Here is a 24,067-nt window from a genome sequence, read left to right on the forward strand (position 1 = left end):
CTGGGCAGTCTACGTGTGCGTAGTGGCGAGTCGGGGTGTCGTACTCAACGTGAGAGGTGTTGATGGTGATACCACGAGCTTTTTCTTCTGGCGCGTTATCGATCTGGTCGAATGCACGAGCAGAACCACCGTAGGTTTTAGCCAGAACGGTAGTGATTGCAGCGGTCAGGGTAGTTTTACCATGGTCAACGTGGCCGATAGTACCAACGTTGACGTGCGGTTTTGTACGTTCAAATTTTTCTTTAGACACGGCTATATTCCTTACTATAGTGCTCTCCCCTCTGGAGAGAGCACGGGACTTAGGTTTTAATCCTGTGGATTACTTACCACGGGCTTCAATAACGGCCTGAGCAACGTTGTTAGGCGCATCATCATACTTCAGGAATTCCATGGTGTATGATGCACGACCTTTGGTCAGAGAACGCAGCTGAGTTGCATATCCGAACATTTCAGACAGCGGAACTTCAGCGTGGATCTTAACGCCAGTTACTTCGGATTCCTGACCACGCAGCATCCCGCGACGACGGCTCAAGTCACCGATAACGTCACCGGTGTTCTCTTCAGGAGTTTCTACTTCAACCTTCATGATTGGCTCAAGCAGAACTGGTTTTGCTTTCTTAAAGCCTTCTTTAAAGGCAATAGACGCAGCCAGTTTAAACGCCAGTTCAGAGGAGTCAACGTCGTGGTAAGAACCGAAGTGCAGACGGATACCCATGTCAACAACCGGATAGCCAGCCAGAGGGCCCGCTTTCAGCTGCTCCTGGATGCCTTTATCAACGGCTGGGATGTATTCGCCAGGAATTACACCACCTTTGATGTCGTTGATGAACTCGTAACCTTTCGGGTTAGAGCCCGGCTCCAGTGGGTACATGTCGATCACAACGTGACCGTACTGACCGCGACCACCAGACTGCTTAGCGTGTTTACCTTCAACATCGGTAACTTTCGCGCGAATCGCTTCGCGGTAAGCAACCTGAGGTTTACCCACGTTCGCTTCAACGTTGAATTCACGCTTCATACGGTCAACGATGATGTCCAGGTGCAGTTCACCCATACCTGCGATGATGGTCTGGTTAGATTCTTCATCAGTCCATACGCGGAATGATGGGTCTTCTTTCGCCAGACGGCCCAGAGCCAGACCCATTTTTTCCTGGTCAGCTTTGGTTTTTGGTTCAACCGCGATGGAGATTACCGGCTCAGGGAATTCCATACGCTCCAGAATGATCGGGTGATCCGGGTCACACAGGGTGTCACCAGTGGTCACGTCTTTCAGACCGATAGCTGCAGCGATGTCGCCCGCACGAACTTCTTTGATCTCTTCACGTTTGTTAGCGTGCATCTGTACGATACGGCCAAAACGTTCACGCGCCGCTTTCACGGAGTTCAGGATGGTGTCACCAGAGTTAACCACACCAGAGTAAACGCGGAAGAAGGTCAGGTTACCAACGAATGGGTCGGTAGCAATTTTGAACGCCAGTGCAGAGAACGGCTCGTCATCACTTGCGTGACGCTCAGCCGGAGTATCTTTACCGTCGTCCAGGATGCCGTTGATCGCAGGAACGTCAACCGGGGATGGCAGGTAGTCAACTACCGCATCCAGCATCGCCTGAACACCTTTGTTCTTGAACGCAGAACCACAGGTTACCAGGATGATTTCGTTGTTCAGAACGCGCTGACGCAGAGCTTTTTTGATCTCTTCTTCAGACAGTTCTTCACCACCCAGGTATTTCTCCATCAGCTCTTCAGAAGCTTCAGCAGCGGATTCGATCAGGTTCTGGTGCCATTCGTCAGCCAGGTCCTGCATCTCAGCCGGGATATCTTCGTATTCGAAGGTAACGCCCTGGTCTGCATCGTTCCAGTTGATGGCTTTCATTTTCACCAGGTCGATAACGCCGGTGAAGCCTTCTTCAGCACCAATTGCCAGCTGCAGCGGAACAGGGTTCGCGCCCAGACGGGTTTTGATCTGGCCAACAACTTTCAGGAAGTTAGCACCCATACGGTCCATTTTGTTAACGAACGCGATGCGTGGAACTTTATATTTGTTCGCCTGACGCCATACGGTTTCAGACTGTGGCTGAACACCACCAACTGCGCAATAAACCATTACCGCGCCGTCAAGAACACGCATGGAACGTTCTACTTCGATGGTGAAGTCAACGTGGCCCGGGGTGTCGATGATGTTTACGCGATGCGGTTCGTACTGCTTAGCCATACCTGACCAGAATGCAGTAGTCGCTGCGGAGGTGATGGTAATACCACGCTCCTGCTCCTGTTCCATCCAGTCCATGGTGGCTGCGCCGTCATGAACTTCACCGATTTTATGGTTTACACCGGTGTAGAACAGAATACGTTCGGTAGTAGTGGTCTTACCGGCGTCGATGTGCGCACTGATACCGATGTTACGGTAGCGTGCGATGGGTGTTGTACGAGCCATTTGATTCCTCGTTTGTTTCTTTAGGCGTTCAGTTAAGTTACCCAGAGCGGGCAGCTTCTCTGAAGCGCCCGCCTGGTGACTAATACTCCGAAGGGATTACCAACGGTAGTGTGCGAACGCCTTGTTGGCTTCTGCCATACGGTGAACGTCTTCACGTTTCTTAACTGCAGTACCTTTGTTTTCTGCAGCATCAGAAAGTTCGTTCGCCAGACGCAGAGCCATGGATTTATCACCGCGTTTACGAGCAGCTTCAACGATCCAACGCATTGCCAGGGCATTACGACGAACCGGACGAACTTCAACTGGAACCTGATAAGTAGAACCACCAACGCGGCGGGACTTAACTTCTACAGTTGGGCGAACGTTGTCGAGAGCGACTTCGAAAGCTTCCAGTTCATTTTTACCAGAACGCTGAGCCAGGGTCTCCAGCGCGCTGTATACGATTGCTTCTGCAGTAGATTTTTTACCATCTACCATCAGGATATTTACAAATTTTGCCAGCAGTTCTGATCCGAACTTCGGATCTGGAAGAATTTTACGCTGACCAATGACGCGACGACGTGGCATGGGAATACTCCGTTGTTAATTCAGGATTGTCCAAAACTCTACGAGTTTAGTTTGACATTAAGATAAATCAGTTTGGCCTTACTTAACGGAGAACCATTAAGCCTTAGGACGCTTCACGCCGTACTTGGAGCGAGCCTGCTTACGGTCTTTAACACCTGAGCAGTCCAGCGCACCACGAACGGTGTGGTAACGAACACCCGGAAGGTCTTTAACACGACCGCCACGGATCAGGATCACGGAGTGCTCCTGCAGGTTGTGACCTTCACCACCGATGTAGGAAGTCACTTCGAAACCGTTAGTCAAACGCACACGGCATACTTTACGCAGTGCGGAGTTTGGTTTTTTAGGAGTGGTGGTATATACACGAGTACATACGCCACGTTTCTGCGGGCAGGCTTCCAGCGCAGGCACGTTGCTTTTTGCAACTTTGCGTGCACGTGGTTTGCGTACCAGCTGGTTAACTGTTGCCATTAAATAGCTCCTGGTTTTAGCTTTTGCTTCGTAAACACGTAATAAAACGACCTCATACAATATGAGGACGCGAAATTTTAGGGCTACGTCGAAAAGGTGTCAAGAAATATACAGCGATCTCAAATCACCAGTTCATTTGACTGGCGTGCGTCACAGTAAGATTGACGAAATCAGTATAGCCAACCACGTCAATTTTGGCTGAAATTTGACCAGAAAGACCCCGCGCATCCAGATCGTCCTTCAGCGCAGAGACCGTTATGGGGGCGTTCGTGAGAATTTCAACGAAACGTCCACCTTCAAGTGCAGCGAGCACGCCATCCTGAATCAGCAGCAGATCGTCACCTTCGCGCAGCATGCTCAACAGCGTGTCGATATCACATTGCCATGGTGAATGGCTGAGAATATGGAGCATGGAAGCCTCAGAAAGTCAGAATGGTGTCGTAGTGGGATAGTTGTTCACGCAGTGCTGCGGCAGGTAAGGTCGTCACATCCAGCACAAAAGGCGTCTTATCGCTTAAACCGCGCGCCGTTAAAGAGTCGGCACAGACATAGCAGGTTTCGATATCGTAAAGCGGCAGCACTTTGAAGGTGGCGATGTAGTCGCGCGCCAGAATGGCCTGCGGCTGTTGGCCCGCCAGAAGCTGAAGCACGCCGTCCCCCAGAAAGAAGACACCGATATCTTCTGTTAACGCCGATGTCGCAAGCAGCGCATCCAGGCCTTCGCGGCCAGAGCTGCTGCCGTGCGGCGCAGAAGTAAAAACAAATGCCACACGCTTCATCAGAATTGCACCACTCTGTCGCAGGTTAACGCCGCCTGAGCCAATGCGCCCAGACCACTCAACGAAAAACCAGGCTGCAGGTTAGCGCCTGATAATCCCAGGCGCTCGGCTTCGTCTGCATCCGTCACGCCGCGACGCAGCGCCGCCGCCACGCAGATATGCAGCTCAACGCCCTGCTTTTCATTTAACGCCTGCCAGGCGCGGACCAGATCAAACTCGTCGCTCGCCGGCGACGTAAACTGGTTCGCGTTATACACCCCTTCCCGATAGAAGAAGACGCTCGCCAGTTCGTGTCCGGCCGCCAGCAGCGCATGCGCAAACTGCAGCGCGCTGCTGGCCTGTTGAGTCCCATACGCCGGGCCCGTCACCATTAATGCAAAACGCATTACTTATCCTGCCCCACGAAATCGCCGCTTTTGAACTGACGGATGTAGAGGTAAACCGTATGCTTGGAGATGTTCAGACGATCGGCCACCTGGTTGATGGCATCTTTAATGTCGAAAATCCCTTTCTCGTAGAGATTGAGTACGATCTGGCGATTCTTGGCGTTGTTCGATACGTTGCGGTCAGCATTGACCTCTTCAATGGTGAACTCAAGAGTCTGCGTGACGAGATCTTCAACGGAGGAGGCAAAGTTAACAGAAGAGCCAACGTCTGGCGTTTCTGGCGGAATAAAGGTGCTCATGATCTGCGAGAATGGCACATCAAGGTTCATGTTGATGCACAGCAGCCCAATCACACGATGCTCGCGATTTCGAATCGCGATGGTTTCTGATTTCATCAGCACGCCGCTTTTGGCGCGGGTGAAATAACATTTTGAGACGCTGCTGTCCGCGCCGGTCATGTCATGCAACATACGCAATGCAAGGTCGGTAATTGGCGAACCAATTTTACGGCCGGTATGCTCACCATTAGCAATGCGGATGGCGGAACACTTCAGATCTTGCAGGGAGTGCAATACGATTTCGCAGTGGGAACCAATGAGCATCGCTAACCCGTCCACTACCGCTTCATAGGATTTCAGAATATCGAAGTCGGTCTGGTCAAAAGGACGTTGATCCAGCAAATCAAGTTCACTGGTTTCGTTGGTTAAAAGCGACCTGGACATGAAAAAAACACTCCTTTTCAGGAGCCTGTCGTTAGGTTTTCAGGGCAGGCTCATTATCTACACGGACAACTAAATTAATACAGCGTGCCTAACGCTTTCCAGTGTTAATTATATCTGCCCCACAATAAAAAACCGCCGCCTTAAAAGGCGGCGGTTTGCATCACATTACTTCTTAGCGTCTGTCGCAGCTTTCTGATCTGCCTGCGCTTCCGGTTTCGCATCCGCTTTCGGCGCTGGTTTGATGTCCAGCAGCTCTACGTCGAAGACCAGCGTAGAGTTAGCCGGGATACCCGGAACGCCAGTTTTGCCATAGGCCAGATCCGGTGGGATAACCAGCTTGATTTTGCCGCCTTTTTTGATGTTTTTCAGGCCTTCAGTCCAGCCTGGGATCACACCGTCAAGACGGAAGGAAAGAGGTTCACCACGGGTGTAAGAGTTGTCGAACTCTTTACCGTCGATCAGCGTACCTTTGTAGTTCACCACAACGGTGTCGCTGTCTTTAGGCGCATCACCGGTACCTTCTTTCTCAACTTTGTACACCAGACCAGTAGAAGAGGTTTTCACACCCTTCTCTTTAGCAAAAGTGTCGCGGTAGGCTTTGCCTTTCGCTTCGTTGTCTTTAGCGTCCGCTTCCATCTTGGTCTGAGCGGCACCCTTCACGCGCGCTTCGAACGCCTGCAGAGTCTGTTCGATTTCCTGGTCAGACAGTTTACTCTTATCAGCAAAGGCGTCCTGAACACCCGCGATCAGCTGGGCTTTGTCCAGTTTGATGCCCAGTTTCTCTTGTTCTTTCAGAGAGTTTTCCATGTAGCGGCCCAGAGATGCGCCCAGTGCGTAGGCGGATTTCTGGTCGTCATTTTTGAACGCCGCTTTGCTGTCTGCAGTGGCAGCAGGCTTCGCAGCAGTATCAGCAGCGAATGACAGCGGCGCGTTCAGTGCAACAGCCATCGTCGTCGCCAGCAGCGTTACTTTAAACAGTGATTTCATCCATATCTCCAGGGCCTGGGGACTCTCACCCCAGCGTTAAACGTAAATGAGTGACGTACTATAAAACGTTGCGGAAGAAATCTACAGACAGACACTTCCAATTCTCGCCACTTTTCAGACTATTTTTGTTTAAATAAGTTTCTTGCCAACGGGATAGAGACTGCACTTAAGGATAAACTCAGTTAAACTGCGCCGCCGCTGGGCCAATATGGCGTATCAGATATAAACGAGGTGAATGATGAAGGACACAATGATAGAAGCGAGAATGGCTGAGCTGGAAAGCCGCCTGGCTTTTCAGGACATCACCATCGAAGAGCTTAACCAGACCGTGACCGCGCACGAACTCGAAATGGCGAAACTGCGGGATCATATGCGCCTGCTTACGGAAAAGCTGAAGGCGACGCAGCCGTCAAATATTGCCTCTCAGTCGGAAGAGACGCCACCACCTCATTATTGAGGCGTAAAAAAAGCGGGATTATCCCGCTTTTTTATTTTCCGCATGACGGAATTAGTGGCAACCGCAGCCGCCGTTGCCGCAACCACCTTTACCGTGGCCGTGGTCATGACCATGGTCGTGGCCGTGACCACCGCAGCAGCCGTCGTGGCCGTGATCGTGATCATGGTCGTGACCATGCGCACCGTGAACGTGGCCATGAGCCAGCTCTTCTTCGGTCGCTTCACGGATCGCAACAACTTCTACGTTGAACTTCAGGTTCTGGCCAGCCAGCATGTGGTTGCCGTCAACCACAACGTGGTCGTCTTCAACTTCAGTGATTTCAACAGGAACTGGACCCTGGTCAGTTTCAGCCAGGAAGCGCATGCCAACCTGCAGCTCGTCAACGCCCATGAACACGTCTTTAGGAACGCGCTGAACCAGGTTGTCGTCATACTGACCGTAAGCGTCGTTCGCGCCTACAGCAACGTCGAATTTATCGCCAACTTCATGACCTTCCAGCGCAGTTTCCAGGCCGGAAATCAGGGAACCGTGACCATGCAGGTAGTCCAGCGGCGCACTCACCGGAGACTCATCAACCAACACACCGTCTTCTGTACGTACCTGATAGGCCAGGCTGACCACCAGGTCTTTTGCTACTTTCATGATATCTCCTGAGCGTGGGAAAATTGCTGGCGCAGATTGTAGCGGAAATCTGCACCCGTGTACCCTTAAGCTTAAAAAAACTCAGAGCATATCGCTAGTCTGGATGAAAAATGCCGATCACTTGCTCTTCTTTGCGAACGTGATCGCGTGCTTCTTTGTCAGCCTCACGCATCTGGTGACCGCACTTAACGCACTCAACTATATCAATATTATTTTCGCGCCACATGGCCAGCGTATCTTGAGCCTGGCAAGACGGGCACTTTGCACCCGCGATAAAGCGTTTACGTACAGCCATCTTTCGTTACCTTTTATTCAAATTCATCCCAGCCGTCGAGCTGGCGTCGTTCCTGCTGCATCTCTCGCTGAAAGATCTCCTCCAGCTCGCGCCGCGCTTCCCGCACGCGGGAGATCTGAGCGGTATCGGTATGCACAGGCATTAATTCGCGCAGCATGCGCATATCCAGCCGGCGGAAGTGCATCTGGGCGCGCTGCGCCTGGTGAGGATGCATCCCCAGGGAGATTAACGCCTTGCGCCCCAGTTCCAGCGCACTGGAGAACGTCTCACGGGAGAAGTGTTTCACACCTGCCTGCAACAATTCGTGAGCTTCAACACGCCCTCGGGCACGCGCCAGAATATTCAGGTGCGGAAAGTGCTGCTGACATAGCTCCACCAGCTTCATCGTATCTTCCGGATCGTTGCAGGTGATGACGATAGACTCCGCGGCTTCCGCCCCGGCCGAGCGCAGAAGCTCAAGCTGAGTGGCATCGCCGTAATAGACCTTGTAGCCATATTTGCGCATCAGGTTGACCGCGCTGATATCGCGCTCCAGCACCGTAATGCGCATTTTGTTCGCCATCAACAGGCGGCCAATCACCTGCCCGAAGCGGCCGAAGCCCACGACGATCACCTGCGGCTTATCGTCTTCTACCCACGGCGCTTCATCTTCATCGTCTGCCGGATTCAGGCGGCGCGACAGGAGTTTATCCACCATCTTCATCAGCAGAGGCGTGGTCATCATCGACAGCGTTACCGTCACCAGCAGCAGCGCCATCTGGTCATCTTTAAACAGCTTCTGGGAGGAGGCGGTGGAGAACAGCACAAACGCAAACTCGCCACCCTGGCTCAACACGCTGGCAAACTGCATGCGTTCCGAACTGCGCAACCCGTAGATACGCGCCATGACGTACAGCACCAGCATTTTCACCGCCACCAGGATCGCAACACTCACCGCAACCCAGAGCAGATGGGTATAAAGCACGCCAAGATTGAGCGCCATTCCCACCGAAATAAAGAACAGGCCTAACAGCAGCCCTTTGAAGGGATCGATGGCAATTTCCAGTTCGTGCCGATATTCACTCTCCGCCAGCAGCACGCCGGCAATAAAGGTGCCCAGCGCCATCGACAGCCCCAGCGCATCCATAAACAGCGCCGAGCCGAGCACCAGCAGCAGCGTCGCGGCGGTAAACACCTCGCGCACGCCCGAGGCGGCAATAAAGCGGAACACCGGACGTAGCAGGAAACGTCCGCCAATCAGCATGCCCGCGAAGGCCAACACCTTCATGGAAATTTTTGCCCAGTCGAAGTGATCGTCGCCCGAGCCCGCCAGCAGCGGCACCAGTGCCAGCGCCGGGATCACCGCTAAATCCTGGAACAGCAGCACCGAAAAGCCCAGCTGTCCGGCCTCATTGCGGTTCATCCCCTTGTCGCGCATCAGCTGCAGCGCCATCGCCGTCGACGACATTGCGAGACCAATCCCGCCAATCACCGCCGCCTGCCAGGAAAAGTTGGTCAGCATTAACAGGCCAGCCAGAATCGCGGCGCTAAACAGCACCTGCGCGGCGCCCACGCCAAAGATAGAGCGTCGAAGCTGCCACAGCTTCGAGGGGTTCAGTTCGAGGCCGATGATGAACATCAGGAACACCACGCCGAGCTCCGAGAAGTGGAGAATTTCATCCACGTCGCTGATGAAACCCAGTCCCCATGGGCCAATGGCGATCCCTGCGAGCAAATACCCCAGCACCGCCCCGATGCCGATACGGGCGGCAAGCGGCACCGCGACGACGGCGGCAAATAAAAACAACACCCCGGCGAGGAGTAAATTCGATCCTTCCATTAACGACCTCCTGCCGAAATCGGTGATGCCAGCCATTCGCCGTAGGCTCTGGCGTGGCTTGCGAGCGCTTTCGGATCCTGACGCCGCGCCCAGTAAACAATAATCGGGCTCATCCAGTGCATGCGGCACATGGCCGCCGTCAGCTCGAACGGCCTCAGGATGTCGCTCATGGGATAGCGGTTCAGCCCGTCGTGACGGTAAGCGCTTTCGGGTTCACCGGTGGTAATGACGCTCCGCCAATACTTTCCCGCCAGCTGGTTCCCCCCCACCCCACTGGAAAAGCCCCGGCTCAGCACGCGGTCCAGCCACTCTTTCAGCAGTGCCGGACAGCTGTAGGTATAGAGCGGATGCTGAAATACAATCACGTCATGCTGACGCAGCAGTTCCTGCTCGTAAGGAATATCGATAAAGAAATCAGGATAGTGCGCGTAGAGATCGTGCACCGTGACGTTACTGAGCTGTGTGGCCGGCTTAAGCAGCACCCGGTTCGCCACCGAGTCCTGAGATTCCGGATGGGCATACAGCAGCAGCACTTTCGCTGTCTGAGACATCACTCCCCTCCCGGTTCTGTTTTTGTGTATTGTTGTCGTTTTAGGCTACCATGGCGGCCCGGTGGGGAAAATGGCCCACACCTTACATTATCATAATGACAAATTAACATAGTCGGAACATACGGCGCTTCTATGATTGTTTTCTCCTCGTTACAAATTCGTCGCGGCGTGCGCGTCCTGCTGGATAACGCCACTGCTACCATCAACCCGGGCCAGAAAGTGGGTCTGGTCGGCAAAAACGGCTGCGGTAAATCCACCCTGCTGGCGCTGCTGAAAAACGAGATTAGCGCGGATGGCGGTAACTTTACCTTCCCGGGGAACTGGCAGCTCGCGTGGGTAAACCAGGAGACGCCAGCCCTGAGCGAACCGGCGCTCGACTATGTTATCGACGGCGATCGCGAGTACCGTAAGCTCGAAGCGGAACTCAACGCGGCCAACGAGCGCAACGACGGTCACGCCATCGCTACCGTTCACGGCAAGCTGGACGCCATCGACGCGTGGACCATTCGCTCCCGCGCCTCCAGCCTGCTGCACGGCCTGGGCTTCAGCAATGAACAGCTTGAACGCCCGGTTAGCGACTTCTCCGGCGGCTGGCGCATGCGCCTCAACCTGGCGCAGGCGCTGATCTGCCGCTCAGACCTGCTCCTGCTGGATGAACCGACCAACCACCTCGATCTCGATGCGGTTATTTGGCTCGAGAAGTGGCTCAAGAGCTATCAGGGCACTCTGATTCTCATCTCCCACGACCGCGACTTCCTCGACCCGGTGGTGGATAAAATCATTCATATCGAACAGCAAACCATGTTCGAGTACACCGGCAACTACAGCTCTTTCGAGCGCCAGCGCGCGACGCGCCTTGCTCAGCAGCAGTCGATGTATGAAAGCCAACAGCAGCGCGTGGCGCACCTGCAGAGCTTCGTGGATCGCTTCAAAGCTAAAGCGTCAAAAGCCAAGCAGGCCCAGAGCCGCATTAAAATGCTGGAACGCATGGAGATGATTGCCCCGGCACACGTGGATAACCCGTTCCACTTCAGCTTCCGCGCGCCGGAAAGCCTGCCGAACCCGCTGCTGAAGATGGAAAAGGTCAGCGCGGGTTATGGGGATCGCATCATCCTCGACTCTATCAAGCTTAACCTGGTGCCGGGTTCGCGCATTGGCCTGCTGGGGCGCAACGGCGCCGGTAAATCAACGTTAATTAAGCTGCTCGCGGGCGAGCTTAACCCAACCAGCGGTGAAATCGGCCTGGCGAAGGGCATTAAGCTTGGCTATTTCGCCCAGCATCAGCTGGAATTTTTACGCGCGGATGAATCCCCGATTCAGCATCTGGCGCGTCTTGCGCCACAGGAGATGGAGCAGAAGCTGCGCGACTACCTCGGCGGCTTCGGCTTCCAGGGCGATAAGGTGACCGAAAACACCGAGCGTTTCTCGGGCGGCGAAAAAGCCCGTCTGGTGCTGGCGCTGATCGTCTGGCAGAGACCCAACCTGCTGCTGCTTGATGAACCGACCAACCACCTGGATCTCGACATGCGTCAGGCGCTGACCGAAGCGCTGATTGAGTTCGAAGGCGCACTGGTTGTCGTGTCGCACGATCGCCACCTGATCCGCTCCACCACCGACGATCTCTACCTGGTACACGGCGGCAAAGTCGAACCGTTCGACGGCGATCTTGAAGATTACCAGCAGTGGCTGACGGACGTACAAAAGCAGGAAAACCAGCCGGAAGAGTCAGCGAAAGACAACGTCAACAGCGCACAGTCGCGTAAAGACCAGAAGCGCCGCGAAGCGGAACTGCGCACCCAGACCCAGCCGCTGCGTAAAGAGATTGCCCGTCTTGAAAAAGAGATGGAAAAGCTCAACGCCACGCTTGCCGCCGTCGAAGAGAAGCTGGGCGACAGCGAGCTGTACGATCAGAGCCGCAAAGCAGAGCTGACGGACTGTCTGCAAACTCAGGCCAAAACCAAATCCAGCCTCGAAGAGTGCGAAATGGCATGGCTGGACGCGCAGGAACAACTGGAAGCGATGCTGCAGGCTGACTGATCCACCGGGAGGGCTATGAGTTTCGATACCACGAGCGAGATTACATTCCGTAAGCTCAGCATCTTCATGACGTTCATGGAGAAGGGCAATATCGCACGTACTGCCGAAACGCTGGGCCTGAGCGGCGTCAGCGTGCACCGCGCGCTGCACACGCTGGAAGAGAACGTCCGCTGCCCGCTCTTTGCTCACAAAGGGCGTAACCTGATTGCCCTCCCCTCCGCGTGGACGCTGCTGGAGTATTGTCAGGAGGTGATGCAGGTGATGGCGCGCGGCGTGGAAGAGTCCCGTAAAATTGCCGGTATCGGCCAGGGGCGGTTGCGCGTCGGCACGCTCTACTCTCTGACGCTGGAAACCGTGCCGCGCCTGATTATGGGCATGAAGCTGCGCCGTCCGGATCTGGAGATGGACCTGACGATGGGCTCCAACGACACCCTGCTCCATATGCTGGATGAGGGGTCGCTGGATGCGATTTTAATCTCTATTTCCGAAAGCGATATCGACCGTAACAGCCTCGAAGTGCTTCCTCTGTTCCATGATGATATTTTCCTTGCCGCACCGGCTTCCGCCACGCTGAATACCCGCGGGCCCGCGGATCTGCGTGATTACAAAGATCAGAAATTTGTCGCCCTGGCAGAAGGGTTCGCCACGTATGCCGGGTTTCAGGAAGCGTTTCATATCGCCGGGTTCGAGCCGGAAATCGTCACCCGCGTGAATGACATCTTCTCGATGCTGAGTCTGGTGCAGGCGGGGGTTGGATTTACGCTGATGCCGGGCAGGATGAAAAAGGTCTACGAGAATTCGGTGCAACTCCTGAAGCTGGCGGAGCCGTACCAGATGCAGCAGTTGATTGCGATTGTCTTTGCCCGCAACCGCGAGCAGGATCCGAGCCTGCGGGCATTGGCTGCGGAAGGGCGGATGTATGCGCGCAGCTTGCAGGATAGTGCGTGATGCCTTGCCGGGTGGCGACGCGTTGCGTCTTACCCGGCCTACGTTCGTGCAGTCGTAGGCCCGGTAAGGCGCAGCCGCCACCGGGCAAAAAATTCATCGCTGAAGCCGACCCGCCAGATGCACTGCCACGTCCACCCCGCTGCGCTCCAGCGAAATGGTCTCTCCTTCCCACGCTGCCTGCCGAGTCAGGCAGGTCAGTACGCCGCCGGGCGGCATCTCAATTGCCAGTCTCGCTTCGCGCTCGTTAGCGGAAATCACCGCCTCCTGCCAGCGCACGGTTCGCGCCATATTCATCGCTAAATCATCAGCGATCCTTTCCGGCTGCCAGAGCACGCGGCCTGTGCTGCCGCTCAGGTAGGCGCAGCGTGGACGAGCCAGCGTGACGGCCTCAAACGCCGCTATCAGCTTCTGCGCAGGTTCCGCCAGCAGCGCGCAGTGCGACGGCACGCTCACCGCTAGCCGTTTGGCCTTGCTTGCCCCTTTCGCCAGCGCGCGCTCGGCTACCTGCGCCATCCCGTCATCGGTTCCGGCGATCACGATCTGCGTTTCGGCATTCAGGTTCGCAATATAGGTTCCGGTGCCTTCAATCAGCGTCTCCACCTGCGGCAGGGTCAACCCCATAATCGCCGTCAGGCCATAGCCGTGGGGATACGCCTGCTCCATCAGGTCACCGCGCAGCGCTACCAGCCTCAACGCGTCCGCGAAGTCCAGCGCACCCGCAATAACCGCCGCAGGATAAGCACCGATGGACAGCCCGCTGACGATATCCGGCGACACGCCGCGACGCTCAAGCTCGCGCGCCCAGGCCACGCCGGCAATCAGCAGCGAAAGCTGAACCGCACGGGTATGGGTTAACGAGTCTGCACTGTCCAGCGTATCCACTTCGGCGCCAAGCACCTCTCGCGCCTGTTCCAGCGCCACTCCCGGCAGGTTTTGCAGCATGCCTTCATGCTGCGTGCCCTGCCCCGGAAAAGTAAACAGTATTTTCATCACGCCTCCCTGTGCCACGGGTCCGCCACCAGGCGAGGTCCGCGGCGGGTTTTCAGCAGCGTTTTGCCGTCGCGCAGCCACTCCGCCAGCGCGAAACCTCCTTCGGAGGTATCGACCTGCGTATCCGCCCGACACAGCGCGCGGCTCAGCTGCGGCTGCCATGCGCTAAAAGCATCGGGGGAAATCGGCTGCGGAGCGCGGATCAGCAGATCAAGATCGCTGTCGGCATGAATAACCGGAATACCGGTTGCCAGCGCGTAGCCGGTGCTGCCGGTAATGCCCCACGTCCACGGCCACGCCTGCTGAGCCAGCTGCAGCGCCACCTGAACCGGCGGCTGGGTTATAAAGGGCGAACGCAGCAGGTCGGCGGCAACGCTCAGATCCTCGGGCGAAACCACGCGCAACACGTTTTCCGGCTTCACCCAACCGGCCGCCCGCTGGTCGCGACGCAATCCGCGTACGCCAACGGGAATACGGCCTTCGCTATCAACATCACGCCGCACCACGACCGGCAGGCCGGTATGCCAGGCCGCCTCCACCCAGGATTCGGTGATGCCTTCCAGCGCGTCATGCGCGGTAAGCCAGATGAGGTCATGCGGGCGTAATGTTGTGGTCATAATTACATTCCTGAAGTCAGCGAGATAAACAGCGGCAGCGACAGGATACACAGTACGGAGCTTAACAGCAGCACGGCTTCAGCATCCGGCGACTGCACGCCAAAACGGTTGCCGAACACCACGCCGAAGAAGCCCGCGGACAGCGCAATCATCAGGATGGCGGTGATCGCCACGGAGCCGTGCAGACCGAAGATTAAAACGATACCCCAGGCGATCGCTGGCTGGATCAGCAGCTTGGCGATAGTGGAAGTGATCACCATGGTGTTGATCTGAAGTTTACGCGCGGAGAGGATCACCCCGGTCAGGAACAGCGCCGCAGCGGTCGCGGACAGTCCCAGCGGTTTAATCGCGGCAAGCACCAGTTCCGGCATTTTGATGCCAATAGCGGACAGGATCACACCCAGCAGCGGGCCCATCACGATCGGTTTTTTAATAGAACGCCACATCAGCACCGGCAGCATGGAAAGCGTTGAACCCGAGTTATTGCCTTCGGCGCGCGCTTTCTCACGCTCCAGAATCAGCAGGCAGAAAGGGGTCATCAGCACTGAACCACAGGCGATAGAGACCGCGACGGACAGTGACGTGGAAGATCCTTCACCCAGCACGCTGCCCAGAATCGGCAGGCCAAGCGCCGCATAGTTTGGCAGGGCGACGGTCAGCGTCAGCACAGCCGCATCCTGCGGGGATTTTTTAAAGACTTGAGTGGCGAGGAAGTAGATGACCGCATAGGTGATCCACATCGCCAGGGTGAGCACCAGGATCAGCGGCGACTGGGCCACGATGCCGGTCCACGGCGTTTGCACGGTGGCGCTAAACAGCGCGGCAGGCAGTGCAAAATCCATTACGAAGATATTAAGCAGGGAAACATTTTTGTTATCGACCATCTTTGCCTTGCCGGCCCAGAATCCCAGCAGCATGATGACGAAAATCGGTGCAAGAGCATGAACAATTACGTAAGTCATAAATCACCTGTAGTAAAAAAGTTTAAGCACTGGCGCGATGTTTATTATTTTCAGGATGCAGGTTCCCGCGTGGACGCAGCGGGCGCGCCCACGGGGTGATGCATCTGGCAGGTCTCTTTTTACTTACCAGCTGGCTCGCATACGTTCACGTACGAGCGCCGAGCTGCGGCGATTGTCAGCACCCAGACGGTTTTTCAACGTAGTGTCCTGACGAGCGTCACTGATGGCCTGTTGCAGGGTGGATTTCACCAGCGTCAGATCGTTATCGGAGGGGGCATCCGGGTTGCTGATATCCAGCAGGTTAGAGAGCAGCCCCAGCGTGGCGTAGTTGCTGATGTCGTAGGCCATTGGCGGAATGGTCGCCGCCAGTTTTTCCAGCGCGTCGACGGTACGCAGCGTGATGCGCGCCGCAGACTCTTTGCCCATCGCGTGGATCAGCACGCCTTTGTCGTTAAAGGCGATCAGGCGGTTAGCCTGGTAGCCGTGCGCCAGGAACGCGCCGGACATCGCCTTGCCGACGATCAGGCCAATCACCGGGTGACCGGCCAGGCGGGCATTTGCATAGGCTGCTGCCGCACCGGCCAGCGCCTGGTGAATACCAAACGCCTCTTCGCGTCGGCCATAGGCCTGGCTTGGGACGTCGATCACCGCCACAATCGGGCGCTTCACGGGTTTGTCAGCATCCGCCGCGACGGTTTCACTGACCACTTTCGCAAGCCACCAGCCTTCCAGCAGACCGACTTCCCCTTTCGCCGCGCGCGGGAAGTGGTTGTTGGCATCCGGCACCACGGCGACAAAGCGCACCGTTTCGCCGTTAAGCTCGCCGTCTGCCGCCCGGACGGATGGGCATAGCCCCTCGATATGTTTGGCGTTCGGGGCGAGATTTTCCAGCCAGATCTCGCCACGGCTTTTTGAATTACTCATCATTTCACCTCCCGGGCAAAAAGCGCTTTAATCTGTTCGGCATCGGCCTGTTTGCGGGTGTCGAAATTCGTCAGACGGTTCAGGTAATCGTCGTAGTTATCGGTGCGATGTTTCGCCGGTACGCCTTTGGCAATGGCTTCGTTCATCGCGGCTTTCACCGCGTTCACGCCGTCGCCCACCAGCGCGTCCACCAGTCCGCTTTCATAGCGCACTTCGCCGCCGGTCATGCTCCAGATAAACGGACGGTCGCGGGAGTCATACTCTTCAATGCCCGCCTCCTGCTCGATAACCTGCGGACCGTTGAGGCCGAGTCGCGCTTCGCGGGTCACAATCAGGTAGCTGCACAGCGCCGCGGCGATAGACATCCCGCCGAAGCAGCCCACGGTCCCGGCGACAATCCCGATGACCGGGGTATAGCGGCGCAGGTCAACGATCGCGGCGTGGATATCGGCAATCGCCGCCAGGCCGAGGTTGGCTTCCTGCAAACGTACGCCGCCGGTTTCGAGGCACAGCACCGCCTGAGTCGGAATGCCGTTGCGGTTATCTTCCGCCGCCAGCTCCAGCGCCGCCGCCATTTTGGCACCGGATACTTCGCCCATGCTGCCGCCCTGGAAGGTGCCTTCAATCGCCACCACCACCGCAGGCCGGCCATTGATGGTGCCTTTCGCGACGACCATGCCGTCATCGGCCTGCGGAACAATCCCCTGCGGCCCAAGCCACGGAGAGATAATGCCTTCAAAGGGATCCAGCAGTTCGCGGTAGCTGCCGTCATCCAGCAGCGCCTGCGCACGCTGGCGCGCTTTTAATTCGATAAAGCTGCTGTCATCACGCATGGTTCACCCCTTCAAAGACCTGTTCGATACGAATGCGCGCCACGCCCGGCGTCGCGCCGAAGTCGTGGATAGTCAGCTTGCCTGCGGGCAGGCTGCTGACGGTTTGCAGGCGGTTGAACAATGCCTCCCAGCGTCCACGGCTGTTGTCTACTGAAGTGGTGATATCAATGGTTAAGGTCTGGCCCGGTTCGGCGGTGAAAAGCGCCTCCATATCCCCGGAACCGACTACCCCTGCCAGCGCCCTGCCGCTTACTTCGCGGCTGGCGGGCACGGTCAATGTGATTTTTTCCATAACATCCTCTTAATGCTTTGAATAGGGCGTTTCGACGCGGTCAAGAAACAGCGTGGCGGCAAGCAGGTCTGCGGCTCCACCCGGCGAGGCGTTGAGCGACAGCATCTGACGGTCTAACCGCGCCAGCGCTTGCTGCCCCGCGAGCGCTGCGCATCCTCCGGCGTTCAGCACCGCACGGGCGCCGTTCTGCATGGCGTCCAGCCCCTCCATGCCAGCGCGCGACAGCACGCAGGTATCGGTGAGCGAGGTCATGATCGCCATCAGCGCGTCGAGTCTGGCCTGCGTTTCGCTGCTGCCGTTGAGACGGCTGCGGCGAAGCTGCGGCAGCGCGCGCTGCATAACGTGCGGAAACGCCTGCTGCGCCTCTTCACGTGCGCCCGGCACGCGGTAGCGATGCGTGGCGCGTAACCCCTTGCTGAACACCTTCGGCGCCGCATCATCCGGCAGCTTCGCCAGCTGAGCGGCGGTGTTCGCGACGACCTGCGCCCGGGCATCGCCGCCGAGCATCGCCACCGCGCTCACCAGCAACCCCAGCGCCCAGATCGCGCCACGGTGCGTGTTCACGCCGTCGGTAGCGGCCATCATCTGCCGTTCACCTTCGCGACCCAGGCGGCCAACGGTTTGCCTGAGGGCAATATCCGCCGGACGCTGCCAGCTCTGCTGCGCCAGCGCCTGAAACGTGGGGGTCAGGCTGTGAGCGGAGCGCTCCATCAGCGCAAGCGATAAATCGTGGTGCGCGCCGTTCCCCCGGCTGTCCACCAGACCGGGCTTCGGGCTTAAACGTGCTTCGTCAATCAGACACTGCGTGGCGGTTCGCGCCAGCCATTCGGCACCGCCTTCAACCTGGAGCTGGGGCAGAAGTTTCATTACCAGCTCCGGAATTTCGCAGGTGGGTTATACAGGCCACTGGACCACTCAACGAGGTCAGCCACGCTGCCCGCAGCCAGCAGAGAGCGGGTGGCGTCGGTGCGGCGAATACCCATATCTTCCGGATACACAACCTTTCCGCTCTGGCGCAGTTCCGCCACGCGTTTGGCGTCAACGCCCAGACCGATATCGGTGATACCCGCCACGGCGGCGACCATGGCGCGACGCTCTTCCAGATCTTTCGCCCGGTAGAGGTAAGCAATCCCCTCTTCCGTCAGCACGTGGGTGACGTCATCGCCGTAAATCATGACCGGCGCCAGCGGCATACCGGAGGCTTTCGCGACGTCGACGGCATCCAGTTTTTCCACGAAGGTTGGCTTCACGCCCGCCTGGAAGGTTTCCACCATCTGCACAACCAGTTTTTTACCGCGCTGCATCGGGTCAGGCTCGGTGATCATGTTCAGCCAGGCCGGTGTGGCGTGGCGACGACCGTGCGGATCGTGGCCCATGTTTGGCGCACCGCCGAAGCCGGAAAGACGACCGCGGGTCACGGTGGAGGAGTTGGCGTAGCCGTCAACCTGTAGCGTCGAGCCGATAAACATATCGACCGCGTACTGACCTGCCAGCTGGCAGAAGGCGCGGTTAGAACGCATGGAGCCATCAGCACCTGTAAAGAACACGTCCGGACGGGCGCGGATGTACTCTTCCATCCCCAGTTCGCCGCCGAAGCAGTGGACGCTCTCCACCCAGCCGCTTTCGATGGCCGGGATCAGCGTTGGATGCGGGTTCAGCGTCCAGTGTTTACAGATTTTGCCTTTGAGTCCGAGCTGTTCGCCGTAGGTTGGCAGCAGCAGCTCGATCGCTGCGGTGTTAAAGCCAATCCCGTGGTTCAGGGACTGCACCTGGTGTTCAGCGTAGATGCCTTTAATCGCCATCATCGCCATCAGGATATGTTCCTGTTTAATCAGGCGCGGATCGCGGGTGAAGAGCGGTTCGATAAAGAACGGCTTGTCGGCAACCACCACGTAGTCAATCCACGAGCCCGGTATATCCACGCGCGGCAGGTCGCACTCGTCGTCCACCAGCTCGTTTACCTGTGCGATGACGATACCGTCGTGGAACGCGGCGGCTTCCACCAGCGCCGGGGTATCTTCGGTACTCGCACCGGTATAGAGGTTGCCTTTGCGGTCCGCTTTAAAACCGGCAATCAGCGCCACGTTTGGCGACAGGTCGACGTATAAACGTGAGTAGAGTTCGATGTAGGTGTGGATCGCACCGATTTCGAGCTGACCGTCTTCCAGCAGCTGAGAGATACGCAGGCTTTGCGTCCCGGAGAAGGAGAAGTCCAGCTTGCGGGCAATGCCTTTCTCAAAGATGTCCAGATGTTCGCTGCGGCCCACGCTCGGCATGATCATATGCAGATCGTGCACGATTTGCGGGTTTACTTCCGCCAGTGAACGGGAAAGGAAATCCGCCTGCTTCTGGTTGTTGCCTTCCAGCACGACTTTGTCGCCCGGGGCGATCAGTTTTTCCAGCATGGCGACAAGATCGCCGGTTGGCAGTACCTTGCCCTGCACCGGTACGGATGCCAGACGACGCGCTTTCTCACTGCGTCGGGTGTTCCATTGCCGGGTGGGTGTTTGCCCAGATAACATTATTAACCTCCTGATTCAGCACATCATTCTGATTTGCTTAACGTTGAGTAAAGTCTGCGCTCTGGCGAGAAAGGCATCAATTAAGCGTAGAGAGGAATCATTAGCCTGAGAGTAATAATCAAGGTAAAGATTTGTGATCGGGATCAGTTCATGCTTCGGAAAAACGGGCTAAACGGGGTACAATTCGGAAGGTATAGTAAATTTCTGACAAGAATCAGCATCGCCCTTATGACCCAAATCATTCCATCAGACTTCGACATTGCAGCCGAAGAGAGCGCAGAGTTCGTGCCCATGCGCGGCGTGGCTAACCCCCACCTGCAAACCATGCTGCCGCGCCTGATCCGCCGCAAGGTGCAGTTCACCCCGCACTGGCAGCGCCTGGATTTGCCGGACGGCGACTTTTTAGATCTCGCCTGGAGCGAAGATCCGGATCGGGCCAGACATAAACCCCGTCTGGTGGTGTTTCACGGTCTGGAAGGCAGCCTGCACAGCCCTTACGCACACGGTCTCATTGAGGCGGCGAAAGCCCGCGGCTGGCTTGGGGTGGTGATGCATTTTCGCGGATGCAGCGGCGAGCCTAATCGTCAGAAACGTATTTATCACTCGGGTGAAACCGAGGACGGCACCTGGTTCCTGCGCTGGCTAAGAGACAATTTCGGCGAGGCGCCAACGGCAGCGGTGGGGTATTCGCTGGGCGGCAATATGCTGGCCTGCCTGCTGGCGAAGGAGAGCGACGCCGTACCGCTGGATGCGGCGGTCATTGTCTCTGCGCCATTTATGCTGGAGCAGTGCAGCTATCATATGGAAAAGGGGTTTTCGCGGGTCTACCAGCGCTACCTGCTCAACCTGCTGAAAGCCAACGCCGCGCGCAAGCTGAAGGCCTATCCGGATACGCTGCCTGTGACGCTGCAACAGCTCAAACGCGTGAAGCGCCTGCGCGAGTTTGATGATTTGATCACCTCGAAAATTCACGGCTTTGCCGATGCGATTGACTATTACCGTCAGTGCAGCGCCATGCCTTTACTGAATCTAATCACGAAACCCACGCTGATTATCCACGCCAAAGATGATCCGTTTATGGATCATCACTCGATCCCGGCGCCCGATCATCTGCCGGCCAACGTGGAGTATCAGCTCACCCAATTCGGCGGACATGTCGGCTTTGTTAGCGGCACGCTGCGTCGGCCAAAAATGTGGCTTGAGACGCGAATTCCCGACTGGTTAACGGCATATCTGGACGGTAAATAATGATTATTCCCTGGCAGGATCTGGCTCCCGAAACGCTCGATAATCTGATTGAAAGCTTTGTCTTGCGCGAAGGCACCGATTATGGTGAACATGAGCGTTCGCTTGAGCAAAAGGTCAACGATGTAAAACGCCAGCTGAAAAGCGGCGACGTGGTGCTGGTGTGGTCAGAACTGCATGAGACGGTCAATATCATGCCCCGCAACGCGTTTCACGGCTGATCTTCCAACCTTTTCCGTCAGGGAGTTGCTATGTCTGCCAGACATCCCATTATTGCCGTTACGGGGTCGAGTGGTGCGGGAACCACCACCACCAGCCTCGCTTTTCGCAAGATTTTCGCCCAGCTGAATCTCCGTTCGGCGGAGGTCGAAGGCGACAGCTTTCACCGCTATACGCGGCCTGAGATGGACATGGCGATCCGCAAGGCACGCGATTTGGGTAAACACATCAGCTACTTTGGCCCGGAAGCCAATGATTTCGGCCTGCTGGAGCAAACCTTCCGCGAATACGGTCAGAGCGGTACCGGGCAGTCCCGTAAGTATCTGCACACCTACGACGAAGCCGTACCCTGGAACCAGGTCCCCGGCACGTTCACGCCCTGGCAGCCGCTGCCGGAACCGACCGACGTGCTGTTTTACGAAGGGCTACACGGCGGCGTTGTGACGCCTCAGCACGACGTGGCGCGCCACGTGGATTTGCTGGTGGGGGTGGTGCCAATTGTTAACCTTGAGTGGATCCAGAAGCTGACGCGCGACATGAGCGAGCGCGGCCATTCGCGCGAGGCGGTAATGGACTCGGTGGTGCGCTCCATGGAAGATTACATCAATTATCTCACGCCGCAGTTCTCCCGCACGCACATTAACTTCCAGCGCGTGCCGACGGTGGACACTTCCAATCCGTTCGCGGCGAAAAGCATCCCGTCGCTGGATGAGAGCTTTGTGGTGATCCACTTCCGCAATCTTGAAGGCATTGATTACCCCTGGCTGCTGGCGATGCTGCAGGGCTCGTTTATTTCCCACATGAATACGTTAGTGGTTCCCGGTGGAAAAATGGGGCTTGCAATGGAGCTGATCATGACGCCGCTGGTGGAGCGACTGATGGAAGGGAAGCAGATCGCGTGAACATGTTCCCTCTCCCCGTGGGAGAGGGTTAGGGTGAGGGCATCAACACGCACGATGCCCCAATAATTAAGCCTCGATCACTTCATACGAATGGGTGATTTTTACCGCTTTCTCCAGCATTAACGCCACAGAGCAGTATTTCTCCGCAGAGAGATCCACCGCGCGTGAGACCGCCGCGTCTTTCAGTTCTTTCCCGGTGACAACAAAGTGCAGATTAATGTGGGTGAACAGGCGTGGCGCCTCTTCGCGGCGTTCTGACGTGAGTTTGACCTCACAATCCGTCACGTCATGACGACCTTTTTGCAGAATCGACACCACGTCGATCGCGCTGCATCCGCCTGCCGCCATCAGCACCATTTCCATTGGGCTTGGAGCTTTATCGCCGGAGTTACCATCCATCAAAATCTGGTGTCCTGATGCGGACTCGCCCAGGAACGTTAAACCTTCAACCCACTTCACGCGCGCTTGCATATTCATTAACTCCAACGTTGCATTTTTGGTGACAGATTACGCGTGCGTTACATTTCTCGCAATGGAAGGCGACCTGCATCATGCTGAAGCGAGACACCAGGAGACACGCGGCAAAAGCTATGCTAAAACACTCAGGATGCTACAGTAATACATTGACGTTACACATGTATGCAGAGGACATCAAACTTTACTGGCTGCGAAACGTTACGACAGCCGACTTCCCAGGGTATGGGTAAGAATTCGATTGCAACCCCAGAGTCCGGATGCATCTGATGACTCTGGTGACAGCTTATAACAGAGGATAACAGCGCATGGTGCTTGGCAAACCGCAAACAGACCCGACTCTCGAATGGTTCTTGTCTCATTGCCACATTCATAAGTACCCATCGAAGAGCACGCTGATTCACCAGGGTGAAAAAGCGGAAACGTTGTATTACATCGTCAAAGGCTCGGTGGCAGTGCTGATCAAAGATGAGGAAGGCAAAGAGATGATCCTTTCCTATCTGAACCAGGGCGATTTTATCGGTGAACTGGGCCTGTTTGAAGAAGGCCAGGAACGTAGCGCCTGGGTTCGTGCAAAGACAGCATGTGAAGTGGCTGAAATTTCTTATAAGAAATTCCGTCAGCTGATTCAGGTTAACCCTGACATCCTGATGCGTCTTTCTTCCCAGATGGCGCGCCGTCTGCAGGTGACGTCAGAGAAAGTGGGTAACCTCGCCTTCCTGGACGTGACTGGCCGTATTGCGCAGACTCTGCTGAACCTGGCGAAACAGCCAGACGCGATGACCCACCCGGACGGCATGCAAATTAAAATTACCCGTCAGGAAATCGGTCAGATCGTCGGTTGCTCCCGCGAAACGGTGGGCCGTATTCTGAAAATGCTGGAAGATCAAAACCTGATCTCCGCCCACGGTAAAACCATCGTGGTTTACGGAACCCGTTAATCCTGCCTAAACGGCGTGCCATCGCGAGGTGTCACGCCGTTTTTGTCTCTT

General features: G+C 56.4%; 29 protein-coding genes. 7 read left to right on the plus strand and 22 right to left on the minus strand.

From position 1 onward, the window contains the following. The 9 genes from AC2FAJ_RS22000 to fkpA all read right to left on the minus strand — a co-directional run. The coding region (locus AC2FAJ_RS22000) for a GTP-binding protein (RefSeq protein WP_227509680.1) at positions 1–250 on the minus strand (250 nt) is incomplete at its 3' end. Positions 251–319: 69 nt separating this feature from the next. Continuing rightward, the gene (gene fusA / locus AC2FAJ_RS22005) at positions 320–2,434 is read right to left on the minus strand and encodes an elongation factor G (RefSeq protein ID WP_028014637.1); all 2,115 of its coding nucleotides are present in this window, start codon (positions 2,432–2,434) and stop codon (positions 320–322) included. 96 nt (positions 2,435–2,530) lie between these two features. Then, the gene (gene rpsG / locus AC2FAJ_RS22010) at positions 2,531–3,001 is read right to left on the minus strand and encodes a 30S ribosomal protein S7 (RefSeq protein ID WP_003861706.1); all 471 of its coding nucleotides are present in this window, start codon (positions 2,999–3,001) and stop codon (positions 2,531–2,533) included. A 96-nt stretch (positions 3,002–3,097) separates the two neighbouring features. Next, entirely contained in the window at positions 3,098–3,472 is a 375-nt protein-coding gene (gene rpsL / locus AC2FAJ_RS22015; protein ID WP_000246815.1) for a 30S ribosomal protein S12, read from the minus strand. A 124-nt stretch (positions 3,473–3,596) separates the two neighbouring features. Beyond that, complete coding sequence (gene tusB, locus AC2FAJ_RS22020; RefSeq protein ID WP_041911943.1) at positions 3,597–3,884, minus strand: sulfurtransferase complex subunit TusB; 288 nt, start codon at positions 3,882–3,884, stop codon at positions 3,597–3,599. A gap of 7 nt (positions 3,885–3,891) precedes the next feature. After that, on the minus strand, positions 3,892–4,251 hold the full coding sequence (gene tusC / locus AC2FAJ_RS22025) for a sulfurtransferase complex subunit TusC (protein ID WP_041911942.1): 360 nt from the start codon (positions 4,249–4,251) through the stop codon (positions 3,892–3,894). Continuing rightward, positions 4,251–4,637, minus strand: coding sequence for a sulfurtransferase complex subunit TusD (tusD, locus tag AC2FAJ_RS22030; RefSeq protein WP_041911941.1), 387 nt, complete (start codon positions 4,635–4,637; stop codon positions 4,251–4,253). The genes tusC and tusD overlap by 1 nt, the downstream gene beginning before the upstream one ends. Then, positions 4,637–5,359, minus strand: coding sequence for a helix-turn-helix transcriptional regulator (locus AC2FAJ_RS22035; protein WP_014885489.1), 723 nt, complete (start codon positions 5,357–5,359; stop codon positions 4,637–4,639). The genes tusD and AC2FAJ_RS22035 overlap by 1 nt, the downstream gene beginning before the upstream one ends. 165 nt (positions 5,360–5,524) lie before the next feature. After that, complete coding sequence (gene fkpA, locus AC2FAJ_RS22040) at positions 5,525–6,346, minus strand: FKBP-type peptidyl-prolyl cis-trans isomerase (RefSeq protein ID WP_023331457.1); 822 nt, start codon at positions 6,344–6,346, stop codon at positions 5,525–5,527. Between the two features lie 238 nt (positions 6,347–6,584). Here fkpA and AC2FAJ_RS22045 point away from each other — a divergent pair, with 238 nt between their 5' ends. Then, positions 6,585–6,803, plus strand: a complete 219-nt coding sequence (locus AC2FAJ_RS22045) for a protein SlyX (RefSeq protein WP_028014642.1) — start codon at positions 6,585–6,587, stop codon at positions 6,801–6,803. Between the two features lie 51 nt (positions 6,804–6,854). Here AC2FAJ_RS22045 and slyD read toward each other — a convergent pair whose 3' ends face one another. The 4 genes from slyD to kefG all read right to left on the minus strand — a co-directional run bounded on the left by slyD (position 6,855) and on the right by kefG (position 10,110). Continuing rightward, positions 6,855–7,445, minus strand: a complete 591-nt coding sequence (gene slyD / locus AC2FAJ_RS22050) for a peptidylprolyl isomerase (RefSeq protein ID WP_003861691.1) — start codon at positions 7,443–7,445, stop codon at positions 6,855–6,857. A 94-nt stretch (positions 7,446–7,539) separates the two neighbouring features. Next, positions 7,540–7,740: a YheV family putative zinc ribbon protein gene (locus tag AC2FAJ_RS22055; RefSeq protein ID WP_003861689.1), complete on the minus strand. Its 201-nt coding sequence runs from the start codon at positions 7,738–7,740 to the stop codon at positions 7,540–7,542. 13 nt (positions 7,741–7,753) lie between these two features. Continuing rightward, positions 7,754–9,559: a glutathione-regulated potassium-efflux system protein KefB gene (gene kefB, locus AC2FAJ_RS22060; RefSeq protein ID WP_047362518.1), complete on the minus strand. Its 1,806-nt coding sequence runs from the start codon at positions 9,557–9,559 to the stop codon at positions 7,754–7,756. After that, positions 9,559–10,110 carry a glutathione-regulated potassium-efflux system ancillary protein KefG gene (kefG, locus tag AC2FAJ_RS22065; protein WP_047362520.1) on the minus strand — a complete coding sequence of 184 codons (552 nt, stop codon included), beginning with the start codon at positions 10,108–10,110 and terminating at the stop codon, positions 9,559–9,561. Before kefG ends, kefB begins: the two co-directional genes overlap by 1 nt. A 132-nt stretch (positions 10,111–10,242) precedes the next feature. On the opposite strand from kefG, the gene AC2FAJ_RS22070 reads away from it, so the two are divergent. Together AC2FAJ_RS22070 and AC2FAJ_RS22075 are read left to right on the plus strand one after the other, a co-directional pair. Then, complete coding sequence (locus tag AC2FAJ_RS22070) at positions 10,243–12,147, plus strand: ABC transporter ATP-binding protein (RefSeq protein ID WP_060573419.1); 1,905 nt, start codon at positions 10,243–10,245, stop codon at positions 12,145–12,147. Between the two features lie 15 nt (positions 12,148–12,162). After that, positions 12,163–13,095: a LysR family transcriptional regulator gene (locus tag AC2FAJ_RS22075; protein WP_041911939.1), complete on the plus strand. Its 933-nt coding sequence runs from the start codon at positions 12,163–12,165 to the stop codon at positions 13,093–13,095. A 93-nt stretch (positions 13,096–13,188) separates the two neighbouring features. Here AC2FAJ_RS22075 and mdcH read toward each other — a convergent pair whose 3' ends face one another. The 8 genes from mdcH to mdcA all read right to left on the minus strand — a co-directional run bounded on the left by mdcH (position 13,189) and on the right by mdcA (position 20,235). Next, positions 13,189–14,085 (minus strand): malonate decarboxylase subunit epsilon, encoded by an 897-nt coding sequence (gene mdcH / locus AC2FAJ_RS22080; protein ID WP_062936177.1) that lies wholly within the window; start codon positions 14,083–14,085, stop codon positions 13,189–13,191. Continuing rightward, entirely contained in the window at positions 14,085–14,702 is a 618-nt protein-coding gene (locus AC2FAJ_RS22085; RefSeq protein ID WP_163333818.1) for a malonate decarboxylase holo-ACP synthase, read from the minus strand. Before AC2FAJ_RS22085 ends, mdcH begins: the two co-directional genes overlap by 1 nt. Before the next feature lie 2 nt (positions 14,703–14,704). Further along, positions 14,705–15,664 (minus strand): AEC family transporter, encoded by a 960-nt coding sequence (locus AC2FAJ_RS22090; protein WP_041911936.1) that lies wholly within the window; start codon positions 15,662–15,664, stop codon positions 14,705–14,707. Between the two features lie 123 nt (positions 15,665–15,787). Continuing rightward, positions 15,788–16,588 carry a biotin-independent malonate decarboxylase subunit gamma gene (mdcE, locus tag AC2FAJ_RS22095; protein WP_047362599.1) on the minus strand — a complete coding sequence of 267 codons (801 nt, stop codon included), beginning with the start codon at positions 16,586–16,588 and terminating at the stop codon, positions 15,788–15,790. Beyond that, complete coding sequence (locus AC2FAJ_RS22100; protein ID WP_485454523.1) at positions 16,588–17,421, minus strand: biotin-independent malonate decarboxylase subunit beta; 834 nt, start codon at positions 17,419–17,421, stop codon at positions 16,588–16,590. The genes mdcE and AC2FAJ_RS22100 overlap by 1 nt, the downstream gene beginning before the upstream one ends. Beyond that, positions 17,414–17,713 (minus strand): malonate decarboxylase acyl carrier protein, encoded by a 300-nt coding sequence (gene mdcC / locus AC2FAJ_RS22105; RefSeq protein WP_015571419.1) that lies wholly within the window; start codon positions 17,711–17,713, stop codon positions 17,414–17,416. The genes AC2FAJ_RS22100 and mdcC overlap by 8 nt, the downstream gene beginning before the upstream one ends. Positions 17,714–17,722: 9 nt before the next feature. Further along, the gene (locus tag AC2FAJ_RS22110) at positions 17,723–18,580 is read right to left on the minus strand and encodes a triphosphoribosyl-dephospho-CoA synthase (RefSeq protein ID WP_485454524.1); all 858 of its coding nucleotides are present in this window, start codon (positions 18,578–18,580) and stop codon (positions 17,723–17,725) included. Beyond that, positions 18,580–20,235: a malonate decarboxylase subunit alpha gene (gene mdcA, locus AC2FAJ_RS22115; protein ID WP_485454525.1), complete on the minus strand. Its 1,656-nt coding sequence runs from the start codon at positions 20,233–20,235 to the stop codon at positions 18,580–18,582. Before mdcA ends, AC2FAJ_RS22110 begins: the two co-directional genes overlap by 1 nt. Before the next feature lie 228 nt (positions 20,236–20,463). On the opposite strand from mdcA, the gene AC2FAJ_RS22120 reads away from it, so the two are divergent. From AC2FAJ_RS22120 to AC2FAJ_RS22130, 3 genes are read left to right on the plus strand one after another with little or no spacing between them, the layout of a single operon-like run. Further along, positions 20,464–21,483 carry a hydrolase gene (locus tag AC2FAJ_RS22120; protein ID WP_485454526.1) on the plus strand — a complete coding sequence of 340 codons (1,020 nt, stop codon included), beginning with the start codon at positions 20,464–20,466 and terminating at the stop codon, positions 21,481–21,483. Continuing rightward, entirely contained in the window at positions 21,483–21,701 is a 219-nt protein-coding gene (locus tag AC2FAJ_RS22125) for a YheU family protein (protein ID WP_013099053.1), read from the plus strand. The genes AC2FAJ_RS22120 and AC2FAJ_RS22125 overlap by 1 nt, the downstream gene beginning before the upstream one ends. A 30-nt stretch (positions 21,702–21,731) precedes the next feature. Then, a complete protein-coding gene (locus tag AC2FAJ_RS22130; RefSeq protein WP_028014646.1) occupies positions 21,732–22,601 on the plus strand; it encodes a phosphoribulokinase in 870 nt (289 codons plus the stop codon). 66 nt (positions 22,602–22,667) lie between these two features. Here the strand turns inward: AC2FAJ_RS22130 and AC2FAJ_RS22135 are convergent, their stop codons facing one another. Then, complete coding sequence (locus tag AC2FAJ_RS22135) at positions 22,668–23,072, minus strand: OsmC family protein (RefSeq protein WP_008503018.1); 405 nt, start codon at positions 23,070–23,072, stop codon at positions 22,668–22,670. Between the two features lie 311 nt (positions 23,073–23,383). On the opposite strand from AC2FAJ_RS22135, the gene crp reads away from it, so the two are divergent. After that, complete coding sequence (crp, locus tag AC2FAJ_RS22140) at positions 23,384–24,016, plus strand: cAMP-activated global transcriptional regulator CRP (RefSeq protein ID WP_000242758.1); 633 nt, start codon at positions 23,384–23,386, stop codon at positions 24,014–24,016. Positions 24,017–24,067: the final 51 nt, after the last annotated feature.

The organism is Enterobacter cloacae complex sp. 385G4 (genome assembly GCF_057320665.1).